The organism is Pantoea sp. (genome assembly GCF_028283705.1).
GTDB lineage: Bacteria > Pseudomonadota > Gammaproteobacteria > Enterobacterales > Enterobacteriaceae > Pantoea.
Genome location: NZ_JAPWKD010000034.1, coordinates 511,953 through 527,897 on the forward strand (window position 1 = coordinate 511,953; position 15,945 = coordinate 527,897).

General features: G+C 55.1%; 13 protein-coding genes. 9 read left to right on the forward strand and 4 right to left on the reverse strand.

Annotated features, from left to right (window positions below; genetic code table 11):
* The first annotated feature begins 26 nt into the window (after window positions 1-26).
* The 5 genes from relA (at window position 27) to queE (ending at window position 7,209) form a co-directional block, all read left to right on the forward strand.
* Window positions 27-2,261, forward strand: coding sequence for a GTP diphosphokinase (gene relA, locus PW844_RS29105; protein ID WP_299460302.1), 2,235 nt, complete (start codon window positions 27-29; stop codon window positions 2,259-2,261).
* Window positions 2,262-2,333: 72 nt separating this feature from the next.
* Window positions 2,334-3,125 carry a nucleoside triphosphate pyrophosphohydrolase gene (gene mazG, locus PW844_RS29110; RefSeq protein ID WP_299460305.1) on the forward strand — a complete coding sequence of 264 codons (792 nt, stop codon included), beginning with the start codon at window positions 2,334-2,336 and terminating at the stop codon, window positions 3,123-3,125.
* Window positions 3,126-3,378: 253 nt separating this feature from the next.
* Window positions 3,379-5,016 (forward strand): glutamine hydrolyzing CTP synthase, encoded by a 1,638-nt coding sequence (gene pyrG, locus PW844_RS29115; RefSeq protein WP_208716269.1) that lies wholly within the window; start codon window positions 3,379-3,381, stop codon window positions 5,014-5,016.
* 74 nt (window positions 5,017-5,090) lie between these two features.
* The gene (gene eno / locus PW844_RS29120; protein WP_208716268.1) at window positions 5,091-6,389 is read left to right on the forward strand and encodes a phosphopyruvate hydratase; all 1,299 of its coding nucleotides are present in this window, start codon (window positions 5,091-5,093) and stop codon (window positions 6,387-6,389) included.
* A gap of 148 nt (window positions 6,390-6,537) precedes the next feature.
* Complete coding sequence (queE, locus tag PW844_RS29125; protein WP_084876476.1) at window positions 6,538-7,209, forward strand: 7-carboxy-7-deazaguanine synthase QueE; 672 nt, start codon at window positions 6,538-6,540, stop codon at window positions 7,207-7,209.
* 31 nt (window positions 7,210-7,240) lie between these two features.
* Here queE and PW844_RS29130 read toward each other — a convergent pair whose 3' ends face one another.
* On the reverse strand, window positions 7,241-7,840 hold the full coding sequence (locus tag PW844_RS29130; RefSeq protein WP_084876475.1) for an inorganic diphosphatase: 600 nt from the start codon (window positions 7,838-7,840) through the stop codon (window positions 7,241-7,243).
* Window positions 7,841-7,972: 132 nt separating this feature from the next.
* Window positions 7,973-8,332 carry a 6-carboxytetrahydropterin synthase QueD gene (queD, locus tag PW844_RS29135; protein WP_084876474.1) on the reverse strand — a complete coding sequence of 120 codons (360 nt, stop codon included), beginning with the start codon at window positions 8,330-8,332 and terminating at the stop codon, window positions 7,973-7,975.
* A gap of 295 nt (window positions 8,333-8,627) precedes the next feature.
* Here queD and cysJ point away from each other — a divergent pair, with 295 nt between their 5' ends.
* Genes cysJ through PW844_RS29150 form a run of 3 tightly spaced genes read left to right on the forward strand, consistent with a single transcriptional unit; the run spans window position 8,628 to window position 12,888 of the window.
* The gene (cysJ, locus tag PW844_RS29140) at window positions 8,628-10,433 is read left to right on the forward strand and encodes an NADPH-dependent assimilatory sulfite reductase flavoprotein subunit (RefSeq protein WP_299460320.1); all 1,806 of its coding nucleotides are present in this window, start codon (window positions 8,628-8,630) and stop codon (window positions 10,431-10,433) included.
* Window positions 10,433-12,157 (forward strand): assimilatory sulfite reductase (NADPH) hemoprotein subunit, encoded by a 1,725-nt coding sequence (cysI, locus tag PW844_RS29145; protein ID WP_299460323.1) that lies wholly within the window; start codon window positions 10,433-10,435, stop codon window positions 12,155-12,157. The genes cysJ and cysI overlap by 1 nt, the downstream gene beginning before the upstream one ends.
* Window positions 12,154-12,888 carry a phosphoadenylyl-sulfate reductase gene (locus PW844_RS29150; RefSeq protein WP_299460326.1) on the forward strand — a complete coding sequence of 245 codons (735 nt, stop codon included), beginning with the start codon at window positions 12,154-12,156 and terminating at the stop codon, window positions 12,886-12,888. The genes cysI and PW844_RS29150 overlap by 4 nt, the downstream gene beginning before the upstream one ends.
* Before the next feature lie 79 nt (window positions 12,889-12,967).
* Here PW844_RS29150 and PW844_RS29155 read toward each other — a convergent pair whose 3' ends face one another.
* Together PW844_RS29155 and PW844_RS29160 are read right to left on the reverse strand one after the other, a co-directional pair.
* The gene (locus PW844_RS29155) at window positions 12,968-13,252 is read right to left on the reverse strand and encodes a YciI family protein (protein WP_299460329.1); all 285 of its coding nucleotides are present in this window, start codon (window positions 13,250-13,252) and stop codon (window positions 12,968-12,970) included.
* 9 nt (window positions 13,253-13,261) lie between these two features.
* A complete protein-coding gene (locus PW844_RS29160; RefSeq protein WP_299460332.1) occupies window positions 13,262-14,281 on the reverse strand; it encodes an aminopeptidase in 1,020 nt (339 codons plus the stop codon).
* A 246-nt stretch (window positions 14,282-14,527) separates the two neighbouring features.
* On the opposite strand from PW844_RS29160, the gene cysG reads away from it, so the two are divergent.
* On the forward strand, window positions 14,528-15,943 hold the full coding sequence (gene cysG, locus PW844_RS29165; protein WP_299460336.1) for a siroheme synthase CysG: 1,416 nt from the start codon (window positions 14,528-14,530) through the stop codon (window positions 15,941-15,943).
* Window positions 15,944-15,945: the final 2 nt, after the last annotated feature.

The window sequence follows — 15,945 nt, forward strand, 5'->3', positions numbered from 1 at the left end:
TTCATGTCGCTGTGGCAGGAGAGGATATGGTTGCGGTTAGAAGTGCGCATTTGAATACGGCAGGGGAATTTGCCCTCGACCAGTGGATTGCCAGTTTAGGTATTGCTAACCCGCAATCCTGTCAGCGTCTGGCTGACACCTGGCGCTACTGTGAAGCCGAAACGCACGACCATCCTGAACAGGCTCTGCTGCTGTGGCGCGGTATTGAGATGGTAGAAATCCTCACCATGCTCAGTATGGATATCGACAGCCTGCGCGCCGCGCTGATCTTCCCGCTCGCCAATGCGGATGTGGTCAGCGAAGAGGAGCTGGAGCAGACCGTCGGTAAAGGTATCGTCTCGCTGGTGCATGGCGTGCGCGATATGGATGCGATTCGTCAGCTGAAAGCGATCCACAACGATTCGATGGCTTCCGAGCAGGTCGATAACGTGCGCCGCATGTTGCTGGCGATGGTGGAAGATTTCCGCTGCGTGGTCATCAAACTGGCAGAACGTATCGCGCATCTGCGTGAAATGAAGGATGCCCCTGAAGACGAACGCGTGCTGGCGGCCAAAGAGAGCACCAACATCTACGCGCCACTCGCCAACCGTCTCGGTATCGGCCAGCTCAAGTGGGAACTGGAGGATTACTGTTTCCGCTATCTCCATCCTGATGAATACAAACGTATCGCTAAGCTGCTGCATGAGCGGCGTATCGATCGCGAACAATACATCGAAAATTTCGTCGATAACCTGCGCAAAGAGATGCAGAAAGAGGGTGTGCGTGCCGAGGTGTATGGTCGCCCGAAACATATCTATAGCATCTGGCGCAAGATGCAGAAAAAATCGCTGGCGTTCGATGAGTTGTTCGATGTGCGAGCAGTGCGCATCGTGGCGGAACGCTTGCAGGATTGCTATGGCGCGCTGGGTACGGTGCATACCCTGTATCGCCACCTGCCGAGTGAGTTCGACGACTACGTTGCCAACCCGAAACCTAACGGTTATCAGTCCATCCATACCGTGGTGCTGGGGCCACAGGGCAAAACGGTTGAAATCCAGATCCGTACCCGGCAGATGCATGAAGATGCTGAGCTGGGCGTGGCGGCGCACTGGAAATACAAAGAAGGCCCAACCAGCAGCAACGCGCGTGGTGCGGCAGGTCATGAAGAACGTATTGCCTGGCTGCGTAAGCTGATCACCTGGCAGGAAGAGATGTCAGATTCTGGCGAAATGCTGGAAGAGGTGCGTAGCCAGGTGTTTGACGACCGGGTTTACGTGTTTACCCCGAAGGGCGACGTGGTGGATTTGCCTGCGGGTTCAACGCCGCTCGATTTTGCTTACCACATCCACAGCGATATTGGTCACCGCTGCATCGGTGCCAAAATTGGTGGCCGTATCGTCCCGTTCACCTATCAGTTGCAGATGGGCGACCAGGTTGAGGTCATCACCCAGAAGCAGCCGAACCCCAGCCGTGACTGGCTGAACCCGAATCTCGGCTATATCACCACCAGCCGTGGTCGTTCGAAGATACATAACTGGTTCCGTAAACAGGATCGCGACAAGAATATTATCGCCGGTCGTCAGATTCTGGATACTGAGCTGACTCAGCTGGATATCAGCCTGCGTGAGGCGGAGAAGCTGCTGCTGCCGCGCTATAACGTCACATCGCTGGATGAACTGCTGGCGGCGATTGGCGGCGGTGATATTCGTCTCAACCAGATGGTCAACTTCCTGCAAGGCAAGCTCAACAAACCGAGTGCCGAAGAGGAAGACCGCGAAGCGCTGCGTCAGCTGACGCAAAAATCGCACACGCCATCGTCGGCGCGCAAAGAGAGTGGCCGTGTAGTGGTGGAAGGGGTCGGTAACCTGTTGCACCACATCGCCCGCTGCTGTCAGCCGATTCCGGGTGACGATATCGTCGGCTTTATCACCCAGGGGCGCGGCATCTCGATTCACCGCGCCGATTGTGACCAACTGGCGGAGCTGATTTCCCATGCGCCGGAACGTATTGTTGATGCGGTGTGGGGGGAGAGCTACTCCAGCGGTTATTCGCTGGTGGTACGTGTGACGGCTAACGACCGTAGCGGCCTGCTGCGCGATATCACCACCATCCTGGCGAATGAGAAGGTCAACGTCCTCGGCGTCTCCAGCCGCAGCGATACCCGTAAACAGCTGGCCACCATCGATATGGATATCGAGATTTACAACCAGCAGGTGCTGGGCCGCGTGCTTGCCCGACTGAATCAGGTGCCCGATATTATCGACGCGCGCCGTTTGCATTAAACACCATGCACCAACCGTAGCGGTGCGATTTATCGCGCCGCTACAAATCGTTATTCCCCAAAGGACCTGCCAATGACATCTATCCAACGTCTGCTCACCATCATGCAAACCCTGCGCGATCCGCAGCGTGGTTGCCCGTGGGATCGGCAGCAAACTTTCGCCTCCATCGCCCCTTATACGCTGGAAGAGACGTATGAAGTGATTGATGCCATCCAGCGCGAAGATTTTGATGATCTGCGCGGGGAACTGGGTGATCTGCTGTTCCAGGTGGTGTTTTACGCGCAGATGGCCAATGAGCAGCAGCGTTTCAACTTCGATGACATCTGCAACGCCATCAGCGACAAACTTGAACGCCGTCACCCGCATATCTTCGGCGATACGCAGGTCGATGATGCACAGCAGGTGATTAAAAACTGGGAAGCCATCAAACAACATGAGCGGGCGGAAAAAGCGCAGCATTCGGCATTGGATGACATCCCCAAAGCGTTGCCTGCGTTAATGCGCGCGCACAAAATCCAGAAACGTTGCAGCAATGTCGGGTTCGACTGGAATAGCCTCGGTCCGGTGCTGGATAAAGTGCATGAAGAAATTGATGAAGTGATGCACGAAGCGCAGCAGGCGGTGATCGATAACGACAAGCTGGAAGAGGAAATCGGCGATTTGTTATTCGCCACGGTCAATCTTTCACGTCATCTCGGCAGCAAAGCCGAGGTCGCGTTGCAAAAGGCCAATGACAAATTTGAACGTCGTTTTCGCCAGGTGGAAGGGCTGATTGCCGCGCAGGGGCTGGTGATGAGCGATGCCACCCTTGAGCAGATGGAAGAGGCCTGGCAGCAGGTTAAAGTCAGTGAGAACAAGCAGTAACGTATCGCAGGCGATTTGTTGATTATTCCAGCGCTGCGCATAAAATCGCCGCTTGAGCTTACTCGATTCAGCTGAGCGGCAACTTTGTGACGTGCGTCAACATTTCCCCCCTGGCTATCCGCTATGTTATTCGCTGCACTGCGCAGGAGGAGAGGGTGGTGATTGATCAATTGTGGCAGGTGACGACTTCAGGTATACTGTTTTCCCGTCCTGGTTATTCCATCGTCTTTAAACCTAAACTCTCAGGTTCAGCATGACAACGAACTATATTTTTGTGACCGGCGGGGTCGTTTCCTCTCTGGGGAAAGGCATTGCCGCAGCCTCCCTCGCAGCCATCCTTGAAGCACGTGGTCTGAATGTGACCATCATGAAACTCGATCCGTACATCAACGTCGATCCGGGTACCATGAGCCCCACTCAGCACGGTGAAGTTTTCGTCACCGACGACGGGGCCGAAACCGATCTGGATTTAGGTCACTACGAGCGCTTCATCCGTACCAAAATGACGCGCCGCAACAACTTTACTACCGGCCGTATTTACTCAGAAGTGCTGCGCAAAGAGCGTCGTGGCGACTATCTGGGTGCGACCATTCAGGTTATCCCGCACATCACCAACGCTATCAAAGAACGCATCATTGAAGGTGGCGAAGGCCACGATGTGGTTCTGGTGGAAATCGGCGGCACCGTGGGGGATATCGAGTCCCTGCCGTTCCTCGAAGCGATTCGCCAGATGGCGGTCGATGTGGGCCGTGAACACACTATGTATATGCACCTGACGCTGGTGCCGTACATGGCTGCCGCAGGCGAAGTGAAAACCAAGCCGACACAACACTCGGTCAAAGAACTGCTGTCCATCGGGATTCAGCCAGATGTGCTGATCTGCCGTTCTGACCGCGCTGTACCGGCCAACGAACGCGCCAAAATTGCGCTGTTCTGTAACGTTCCGGAAAAAGCGGTTATTTCCCTGAAAGATGTTGATTCCATCTACAAAATTCCGGGCCTGCTGAAATCGCAGGGTCTGGATGACTACATCTGTAAACGCTTCAACCTGAATGCTCCGGAAGCCAACCTGGCCGAGTGGGAGCAGGTGATTTATGAAGAAGCGAATCCGGGCGGCGAAGTGACCATCGGTATGGTCGGCAAATATGTCGAGCTGCCGGATGCGTACAAATCCGTGATTGAAGCCCTGAAACACGGTGGTCTGAAAAATCGTGTCACCGTTAATATCAAGCTGATCGATTCGCAGGATGTTGAAACCCGTGGTGTCGAATTACTGAAAGATCTGGATGCTATTCTGATTCCGGGTGGCTTTGGCTACCGTGGCGTGGAAGGCAAACTGATGACCGCGCAATACGCGCGTGAAAACAACGTGCCTTACCTCGGCATCTGCCTGGGAATGCAGGTTGCACTGATGGAATTTGCCCGCAACGTGGCGGGAATGGCTGGCGCCAACTCAACTGAATTTGTGCCAGACTGTAAGTACCCGGTGGTTGCGCTGATCACCGAATGGCGTGACGAAGAAGGCAACGTCGAAGTGCGTAGCGAGCAGAGCGATCTGGGCGGCACCATGCGTCTGGGTAGCCAGCAGTGCCAGCTTACGCCGGAAAGCAAAGTACGCCAGATGTACGGCTCAGACGTGATCACTGAACGTCACCGCCACCGTTATGAAGTAAACAATATGCTGTTGAAGCAGATTGAAGCGGCGGGTCTGCGCATTGCAGGCCGTTCCGGTGACGATCAACTGGTCGAAATCATTGAGATTCCAAACCATCCGTGGTTTGTGGCCTGTCAGTTCCACCCGGAATTCACGTCGACCCCGCGCGATGGTCATCCGTTGTTCGCTGGCTTTGTTAAAGCGGCGCAGGAGTACCAGAAGCGGTTAGCGAAGTAAGTTTCACGAGCAGCGCGCGAAGTTTCGCGCGTTGTTTGTCTTAGGATTGACTAACTTGTACTGAGGAAAATCGAATGTCCAAAATCGTAAAAGTCATCGGTCGCGAAATTATCGACTCCCGTGGCAACCCGACTGTAGAAGCAGAAGTGCATCTGGAAGGTGGTTTCGTTGGTCTGGCTGCTGCGCCGTCAGGTGCATCAACCGGTTCTCGCGAAGCTCTGGAGCTGCGTGACGGTGACAAATCTCGTTTCCTGGGCAAAGGCGTAACCAAAGCGGTTGCGGCGGTTAACGGTCCGATCGCTGACGCGGTAAAAGGCAAAGATGCCAAAGACCAGGCGAACATCGATAAGATCATGATCGAGCTGGACGGTACTGAGAACAAATCCAACTTCGGTGCAAACGCCATTCTGGCCGTTTCTCTGGCTGCGGCTAAAGCTGCTGCTGCTTCTAAAGGTCAGCCGCTGTATGAGCATATCGCTGAACTGAACGGCACCCCGGGCAAATATTCTATGCCGCTGCCGATGATGAACATCATCAACGGTGGTGAGCACGCTGACAACAACGTCGACATCCAGGAATTCATGATTCAGCCGGTTGGCGCGAAAACTGTTAAAGAAGCCATCCGTATGGGTTCTGAAGTTTTCCATCACCTGGCAAAAGTGCTGAAAAGCAAAGGCATGAACACTGCAGTGGGTGACGAAGGTGGCTACGCGCCGAACCTGGGTTCTAACGCCGAAGCACTGGCCGTTATCGCTGAAGCGGTAAAAGCAGCAGGCTACGAACTGGGCAAAGACATCACCCTGGCGATGGACTGCGCAGCGTCTGAATTCTACAAAGACGGCAAATACGTGCTGGCGGGTGAAGGCGGTAAAGCGTTCACTTCTGAAGAATTCACTCATTTCCTGGAAGATCTGACCAAACAGTACCCGATCGTGTCTATCGAAGACGGTCTGGACGAGTCTGACTGGGCGGGCTTCGCTTACCAGACCAAAGTGCTGGGCGACAAAATCCAGCTGGTAGGTGACGATCTGTTCGTAACCAACACCAAGATCCTGAAAGAAGGTATCGATAAAGGTATCGCTAACTCCATCCTGATCAAATTCAACCAGATCGGTTCACTGACCGAAACACTGGCTGCTATCAAGATGGCGAAAGACGCTGGCTACACCGCGGTGATCTCACACCGTTCAGGTGAAACCGAAGATGCGACCATCGCTGACCTGGCGGTAGGTACTGCGGCTGGCCAGATCAAAACCGGTTCTATGAGCCGTTCTGACCGCGTTGCCAAGTACAACCAGCTGATTCGTATTGAAGAAGCACTGGGCGCGAAAGCACCTTTCAATGGTCTGAAAGAAGTGAAAGGCCAGGCTTAATCGCCTGCTGATGCTGCCGTAAGGCGGTATCGCCCGATGTGAAGCCCCGCCTTGTGCGGGGCTTTTGCATTTTTGGCGTAAAGCCGCTGTTGTTACCGGTGACAGATCTGCCATAATCTGCGCCTTGAAATGATGAAGTGAGTAAAAAATGTTCTACCCGATTAACGAAATGTTCCAGACGCTGCAGGGCGAAGGTTTTTACACGGGCGTTCCGGCACTGTTCATCCGCTTGCAGGGATGTCCGGTGGGTTGTAGCTGGTGTGATACCAAACATACCTGGGAAAAGCTGGCAGATCGGGAGACCTCGCTCGGTGACATTCTGGTCAAAACTGTTGAAAGCGATGCCTGGGGCAACGCCGATGCTGCGATGCTGATTGAGAGCATTCAGCGTCAGGGCTGGACCGCGCGCCATGTAGTGATCACCGGTGGTGAACCGGCCATTTACGATTTACGCCCTCTGACCAGCGCACTGGAAGCGGCGGGTTTTCAGTGCCAGATTGAAACCAGCGGCACCCATGAAATTCGCTGCACTGACACCACCTGGGTGACGGTTTCACCGAAAGTGAATATGCGCGGTGGTTACGATGTGCTGCCGCAGGCGTTAGTGCGGGCGGATGAGATCAAACATCCGGTAGCGCGCGAACGTGATGTTGAAGCGCTGGATGCGCTGCTGGCAGGCTTGCACGACGAGAAAAAGCGCATCATTGCGCTACAGCCGATCAGCCGTGGTGATGCGGCGACCAAACTGTGCATCGAAACCTGTATTGCCCGTAACTGGCGCTTGTCGATGCAGACGCACAAATATCTCAATATCGCCTGATAAATCAGGGCGGCCACGGCCGCCCTCGTCGTTACTGCTTCGCCTGATACGCGTCAAAAGCCTGCTTAATTTCTGCTTTCGCTGCCGCCGCATCCTGGAAACCATTCAACTCCACTTTCTTACGACCATCCGGCAGTTGTTTGTAGACACGAAAAAACGCCTGCAAACGTTCCTGCTCGATCTTCGGCAGATCGTTCATCGTCTTGATATCGTCATAGGTGGGATCGATTTTGCTGGCGGGCACCGCGACGATCTTATCGTCCACTTCGCCACCATCGATCATCTTCAGCACGCCAATCGGGCGCAGCTTAATCAACGTACCCGGTTGCAGCGGGGCACGGCTATAGAAAATGACATCCAGCGGATCACCATCGCCACCCAGCGATTGAGTCAGCGAACCGTAGTTGGCCGGGTAAGCCACCGGCATCGACTGAAAACGGTCGGCGACGATAAAGCCGGTTTTCGCGTCGGTTTCATACTTGATATTGCCACCCGCCGGGATTTCCGTGACGGCATAAAACTCATCCGGCACGTTTTTCGGCTGCGGGAAATCAAGCACGTTTTGCGCCTGAACGGCGGCAGAGGCGGAAATAAAAACAGCAATCAGGGAAAGGCGTTTCACCAGGTTCATTGTTGATTCTCTTGATCTTTAATGAAGGAGACAACAACGTAGGGGGAGTTGATGACAACCAGATGACCTGAGTGTAAAGAAGCGTAGGGCAGAAAACTCAGGCTGCACGGGAGCAGCCCGGGAACACAACAACTATCCGCGGTAGACGCAGCCTGCGGTGCAGGTTTCTTTGATCATCACCGCACTGAGTTCTGGCAGGATCGGCTTCATCTCGTCCCAAATCCATTTTGCCAGCACTTCGCTGGTGGGATTAGAGAGTCCCGGGATGTCATTCAGATAATGATGATCGAGACGATCGTAAATCGGCGCAAACGCCGCTTTCAGTTCTGCAAAATCCATAACCCAACCGGTATAAGCATCCACTTCACCGGTAATTTCCAGCCGCACCAGAAAGGAGTGGCCGTGCAGACGACCGCATTTGTGCCCTTCAGGCACGTGAGGTAAGCGGTGCGCCGCTTCAAACTGGAACTCTTTAAACAACGTGGTAGACATAATGGCCTCAACATAAAAACCGCTGAAGTCTACCTGAAATGCAGATTTTTAGCATCCGTTACCGATGAACAGGGCATTTTACGCACTTAACCCAATCAGGCTGAAAATTAACTTATTGAATATACATTGCTTTATTTACCACTTTTGCTGGTTAGCATTACCCGAAAAACCACTTAGTCGTTTTGGTTATTTATTATGTCGAAGGTGTATTTAATCGTTAATATACGGGCCGGTAACCTACTCACTCTTCCGCCATTTTACGGTCCGGACTTCTGATACTGGAATTTTTAACGCGATGACGACTCAGGCACCCCCAGGTTCACTGCTGCCGCTAACCCCGGAGCAACTCGCGCGCTTACAGGCGGCGACTACCGATTTCTCTACCACCCAAATGGCATGGCTTTCGGGTTATTTCTGGGGCATGGTCAACCAGACGCCAGGAGCCGTGGCTGCCCCTGCGCCGGTGCAGGCCGACGTGCCGACCATCCTGTTGATCTCCGCATCACAAACCGGCAATGCACGCCGATTGGCGGAACAACTGCGTGATGACCTGCTGGCCGCCAAACTGAGCGTTAATCTGGTCAACGCCGGTGACTACAAATTCAAACAAATTGGTCAGGAAAAGCTGCTGGTGGTGGTGACCTCCACCCAGGGTGAAGGCGAGCCGCCGGAAGAAGCGGTGGCGCTGCATAAATTCCTGATGTCGAAAAAAGCCCCGCAGTTGAAGGGCGCGGCTTTTGCCGTATTTGGTCTCGGCGATACGTCCTACGAATTCTTTAGCAAAGCCGGTAAGGACTTCGACAGTCGCCTGGCCGAGCTGGGTGCTGAGCGTCTGCTGGATCGCGTTGACGCGGATGTGGATTATGCCGAACAGGGAAGCGCCTGGCGTAAGCAAATTACCGACATCCTGAAAGCGCGTGTGCCGACTGAAGCACCCGCCATTGCAGCTATCACCGCAGCGGGCAGTGTTAACGAAGTCCACAGCAGTCCTTACAGCAAAGAAGCGCCGCTGACAGCCAGCTTTGCCGTGAACCAGAAAATCACCGGGCGTGATTCCGATAAAGACGTGCGTCATATCGAAATCGATCTCGGCGATTCGGGCCTGCGTTACCAGCCGGGCGATGCCCTCGGTGTCTGGTATGAAAACGATCCGGCGTTGGTAACCGAGCTGCTGGAATTGCTGTGGCTGAAAGGTGACGAGCCGGTGACTATCCACGGTGAAACCCTGGCGCTGTCTGATGCCCTGCAACGTCATTTCGAGCTGACGGTGAACACGCCGCAGATCGTCGAACATTATGCCGCGCTGGCGCGCAACGATGCGCTGCTGGCACTGGTGGGTGACAAACCGAAACTGCAACACTATGCGCAGAGCCTGCCGATTGTCGATATGGTGCGCCAGGCTCCCACTGAACTGAACGCTGAGCAGTTAACCGGGCTGCTGCGCCCGCTGACGCCGCGTCTTTACTCCATTGCGTCCTCGCAGGCTGAGAACGAAACTGAAGTGCACATCACCGTGGGTGCGGTGCGCTACGACATCGATGGACGGGTACGTGGCGGCGGTGCCTCGACCTGGCTGGCCGATCGTCTGGCAGAAGACAGCGACATTCGCGTGTTTATCGAACATAACGACAACTTCCGTCTGCCTGCCAACCCGGAAACGCCGGTGATCATGATCGGACCCGGTACTGGCATCGCCCCGTTCCGCGCCTTTATGCAACAGCGTGATAACGAGGGTGCAGGCGGCAAAAACTGGCTGTTCTTTGGCAACCCGCACTTCACCGACGATTTCCTGTATCAGGTTGAGTGGCAGAAGTATGTCAAAGACGGTCTGCTGACCCATATCGATCTGGCGTGGTCACGCGACCAGGCAGAGAAGATTTACGTACAAGATAAAATCCGTGCCAAAGGTGCGGAAGTGTGGCGCTGGATTGAAGAAGGCGCGCACCTTTACGTCTGCGGCGACGCCAATCGCATGGCGAAAGACGTTGAGCAGGCATTACTGGATGTGGTGGCCGAGCACGGTGGAATGGATCGTGAAACGGCTGACGAGTTTTTAAGTGAGCTGCGCATTGAGCGCCGTTATCAGCGAGACGTTTACTAATGAGTGAAAAACACCCTGGACCGCTGGTCGTTGAAGGCAAACTTGTTGATGCCGAGCGTCTGAAAAAGCAAAGCAATTATCTGCGTGGCACCATCCTTGAAGATCTTGATGATGGTCTGACCGGCGGCTTCAACGGCGATAACTTCCTGCTGATCCGTTTCCACGGTATGTACCAGCAGGATGACCGTGACATCCGTGCCGAGCGTGCGGCGCAGAAACTCGAACCGCGCCATGCCATGATGCTGCGTTGCCGTCTGCCGGGCGGCATCATCACGCCGACCCAGTGGCTGGCGATTGATAAATTCGCCACCGACAAAACCATTTACGGCAGTATCCGTCTGACCAACCGCCAGACGTTCCAGTTTCACGGTATTCTGAAGAAGAACGTCAAGCCGACCCACCAGATGCTGCATGAAGTCGGTCTTGATGCGCTGGCAACCGCTAACGACGTCAACCGTAACGTGTTGTGTACCTCGAATCCGGTGGAATCTGAGCTGCATCAGGAAGCCTACGAATGGGCGAAAAAGTTGTCGGAGCACCTGCTGCCGAAAACCCGCGCCTATGCGGAGATCTGGTGGGATCAGGAAAAAGTTGCCACCACCGATGAGGAGCCGATCCTCGGTGAGACTTACCTGCCGCGTAAGTTTAAAACCACGGTGGTGATCCCCCCGCATAACGATGTGGATCTGCACGCTAACGATCTCAACTTTATTGCTATCGCTGAGAAAGGCAAGCTGGTGGGCTTTAACCTGCTGGTGGGCGGTGGGCTGTCGATCGATCACGGCAACAAAGCGACTTACGCGCGCACCGCCAGCGAATTTGGCTTCCTGCCGGTGGAGAAGATCCTGGATGTCGCGGCCGCCGTGGTGACCACGCAGCGTGACTGGGGCAACCGTACCGATCGTAAAAACGCCAAAACCAAATACACGCTGGAACGCGTGGGCGTGGAAACCTTTAAAGCTGAAGTGGAAAAACGTGCCGGACTGACCTTCGGTCCGACGCGTCCGTACGAATTCACCACCCGTGGCGACCGTATTGGCTGGATCAAGGGTGTCGATAAGAAATGGCATCTGACGCTGTTTATTGAAAACGGTCGTTTGCTGGATTATCCGGGCCGTCCGCTGAAACGCGGTATTGCCGAAATCGCCAAAGTGCATCAGGGTGATTTCCGTCTGACTGCCAACCAGAACCTGATCGTGGCGGGGGTGCCGGAGAAGCAAAAAGCGCAGATTGAAGCCATCGCCCGTGAACATGGTTTGATGGAACAGGTGACGCCGCAGCGTGAAAACTCGATGGCCTGTGTATCTTTCCCGACTTGCCCGCTGGCGATGGCTGAAGCCGAGCGCTTCCTGCCGTCGTTCGTGACCAAAGTGGAAGAAATCATGCATGGTCATGGCGTTGGCGAGGAGCACATAGTGCTACGCGTTACCGGTTGTCCTAACGGCTGTGGCCGTGCCATGCTGGCCGAAATCGGTCTGGTGGGCAAAGCGCCAGGTCGTTACAACCTGCATATTGGCGGCAACCGTATCGGTACCCGTATTCCGCGTATGTATCGTGAAAACATCACGGAAGGCGAGATCCTCGCCAGCATTGATGAGCTGGTGGGACGCTGGGCCAAAGAACGCAAAGGTGAAGAAGGTTTTGGCGACTTCGTGATTCGCGCGGGCATCGTGAAGCCAGTGGTTGATCCTGCCCGTGATTTTTGGGACCCGGAGGCAGTATGACGGTACTCGATCTTTCCGCACTGAATGATTTACCGAAAATTGATCGCGTAATGGCGCTGGCAGAAACCAACGCCCGGCTGGAAAAACAATCGGCAGAAGAGCGTCTGAACTGGGCGCTGGAGCAACTGCCTGGTGCGTTTGTACTCTCGTCCAGCTTTGGTATTCAGGCGGCGGTGTTGCTGCATATGGTCACCCGGCTGAAACCGGAGATTCCGGTGATTCTGACCGATACCGGTTATCTGTTCCCGGAAACCTATCGCTTTATCGATGAGCTGACTGAGCAACTCAACCTGAATTTGCAGGTATTCCGTGCTGAGACCTCGCCTGCGTGGCAGGAAGCACGCTTCGGCAAACTGTGGGAGCAGGGTGTCGAAGGGATCGAGAAATACAACCAGATCAATAAAGTGGAACCAATGAACCGCGCGCTGGAAACGCTGGGGGCGCAAACCTGGTTTGCGGGCCTGCGCCGTGATCAATCCGGCAGCCGGGCGCATCTGCCAGTACTGGCGATTCAGCGTGGTGTTTTTAAAGTTCTGCCGATTATCGACTGGGATAACCGCCAGGTGCATCAGTACCTGAAACAGCATGGCCTGAAATACCATCCGCTGTGGGATGAGGGTTACCTGTCAGTGGGGGATACGCATACCACGAAGAAATGGGAACCCGGCATGGCGGAAGAAGAAACGCGTTTCTTCGGTCTGAAGCGTGAGTGCGGCCTGCACGAAGGTTAAGGTTTTCACCCGTAGCGGCGCGATAAATCGCGCGTCTTTTAAAAGATCGCGCGATTTATCGCGCCGCTACGGTTCGTCATTAAATTCCGGTTAAACCGGCAAAATCCTCGCCAGCTCGCGTCACATTCACCTTTGTGACGTCATAATTCGCCACCGCCACGAAGGGATCTTCCGCCAGAATCGCATCCAGCTCGTCCCGTGGCATCTCTTTCACCATCACCATTCCGCCTGTACGTGGCTCCTTACGTCCGGCCGCAATAAATGCACCGCTGGCAAAATAACGATCCAGCCATGCAATATGGGGCGCGAGCAGGGCTTCCACTTCTTCTACCGGACGGAAATAGTTCAGATAAACCACGTACATATCAGTTCCTCATGTTGTCGGGTTCGCCAGCTCGGTGAGCAATGGCAACAGGATTCTCACGCTCTCATGGGTGCGTTGGGTAATGCGGCCTGGCAGCCAGTGGTCGAGATAGTCCAGGTTATCGCGCTCGGTCTGATGACGGACGCTGCCATCCGGGAAGTGGGAGCTGCGCACGCGCTGCTGCTGCCCATCTTTATTTCCCAGCGCCCAGTTGCTGGCGGTGACATCCAGCAGCGGCATACCCGCCTTATCAAAAGGATTCTCCCCGGGAAAATCACGTGCCACCAGCGTATGGGTGGCAGCAGAGATGCCAAAGCGGTGCGCGAGCTGCACGGCACGGGCGCTGGTTTGCTTGCGCACCGCCGATGGCGTATTCATGCCGCTGTTAAAGTAGAGATGATCGCCGACGATCAGGCTGTTCAGATCGATCACCAGCAGGGTGTCTTTCTTCTCTTTGGCGCTCATGCGTGACAGATAATCATCCATGCCATGCAGACCGGTTTCACCGGCACTCAGCGCCACAAAGCGTACGCCATAATGTAAAGGCGTTTTGCTGAGCTGCTGGGCTAACTCCAGCATCACACCCAGGCCAGAAGCGTTATCATCCACGCCCTGCAAACGCAGACCGCCGATGTTGTTGTCAGTTTCACGGCTGCTGAGCGGTGTCCAGGTATCGAGATGCGCCACAATCAGGATCTCCTGCGGTGCGCTACCCGCGCGGGCGGCAATCACCGACGTGGCGGTCACTTTATGCCAGCGCATCTGGCCCTGCTTTTCGCGCCAGTTATAGCCGGTATTGAACTGGCGGGTATTGCTCTGATAACCCAGTTGGGTGAATTGCTGGCGCAGGTAATCTGCGGTCATCAGCTCTGCCGGGCTGCCGCTCATGCGACCCGGATAATAGGTTGCGATATGACGCAATTGTTGTTCGGCAAATTGCCCGGGTACGTTCCCGGCAGCCTGAGCAAGGAGAGGAAAACCGCCCGCTATCGCTGCTGCCAGCAAGACGCGGCGGAGGGTGGCAAACATAGTGTGTCCTTTTCTGACATCCCGTCGTGCAAAAAAAATTGTGCTTCAGTATGAAACTGTGACCGCTATTACACAATTTGATTTGCTCCGAAACACCAGCAATATCATTTGCTAAGCACAAAATGTTCTCAGCAATCCCGGGTCGTTATTCCATTCGGTAACTACTCATTCCAATTCGTAATTTCATCTGCCAGAAGGCGGGGACGTATAGTCGCGTTAACTTATTGTAAAACTAACAAGGTTAACGTGGATTATCTGCCTCTCTTTGCCGATCTCAAAAACCGTCCGGTACTGGTTGTCGGCGGTGGCGACATCGCTGCGCGCAAGATTGAACTGCTGCGGCGTGCCGGTGCGCATGTGCGGGTGACGGCGCGTGAGCTGGGCCATGAGTTGCAGGCACTGCATGAGATTGCGGCCATTGAGTGGGTAGCGCAAACCTTTGATGCGGAACAGCTGGAAGGTGTGTTCCTCGTGATTGCCGCCACAGATAACAACATCCTTAACGGCCAGGTCTTCGACGCTGCCAACGCGCGCCACAAGCTAGTGAATGTGGTGGATGACCAGCCGAAATGCAGCTTTATCTTCCCGTCGATTGTTGATCGTTCCCCGCTGGTGGTGGCGATTTCCTCCAGTGGCACCGCACCGGTACTCGCGCGTCTGCTGCGGGAAAAAATTGAAGCCCTGTTGCCCGCGAATCTCGGGCAAATGGCCCTCGTTGCCGGGCAGTGGCGCGACAAAGTGAAACAACGTTATCGCCAGATGTCAGAACGCCGTCGTTTCTGGGAGCGCGCCTTCAACGGCCTGTTCGCCAGCCAGATGGCGGCGGGCAACGTTAATGAAGCGCGTCGCACATTGGATCGTGAGCTGGAGAACGACAGCGGAAACCCAGGCGAAATCACCCTGGTCGGTGCCGGTCCCGGTGATGCCGGGTTATTGACGCTACGTGGCTTGCAGGTGATGCAGCTGGCCGATGTGGTGCTGTATGACCACCTGGTCAGTGATGAGGTGCTGGAACTGGTACGACGCGATGCCGATCGTATCTGCGTGGGTAAACGCGCCGGTGCCCATTCCGTATCACAGGAAGAGACCAATCAGCTGCTGGTGAAACTGGCGCTGGAAGGTAAACGCGTGGTGCGACTGAAAGGCGGTGATCCCTTTATTTTTGGTCGCGGCGGTGAAGAGTTGCAGGCCGCCAAAGCTGCCGGTATCCCGTTTCAGGTGGTGCCGGGTATCACTGCGGCAGCGGGCGCAACCGCCTATGCCGGTATCCCTTTAACCCATCGTGACCATGCGCAAAGCGTGTTGTTTATCACCGGCCACTGCCGGGCAGACAGCAACGGTATTGACTGGCCGTCACTGGCGCGCGCGCGTCAGACGCTGGCAATTTATATGGGCACGGTGAAGGCGGCGGAGATTGCCGCCGGACTGATTGAACACGGGCGCGATCCAGCGACGCCTGTTGCGGTGATTGGCCGCGGCACGCGTCAGGATCAGCAGGTGCTGACTGGCACCTTAGCCCAACTGGAGGCGCTGGCCGCCACCGCGCCGACGCCAGCATTGCTGGTGATTGGCGAAGTTGTGAATTTGCACGGGCAACTGGCCTGGTTTCAACATTCGGCACAGCAGGGGGCTCGCGAGTCCGCCGTTGTCAATTTGGCTTGAGG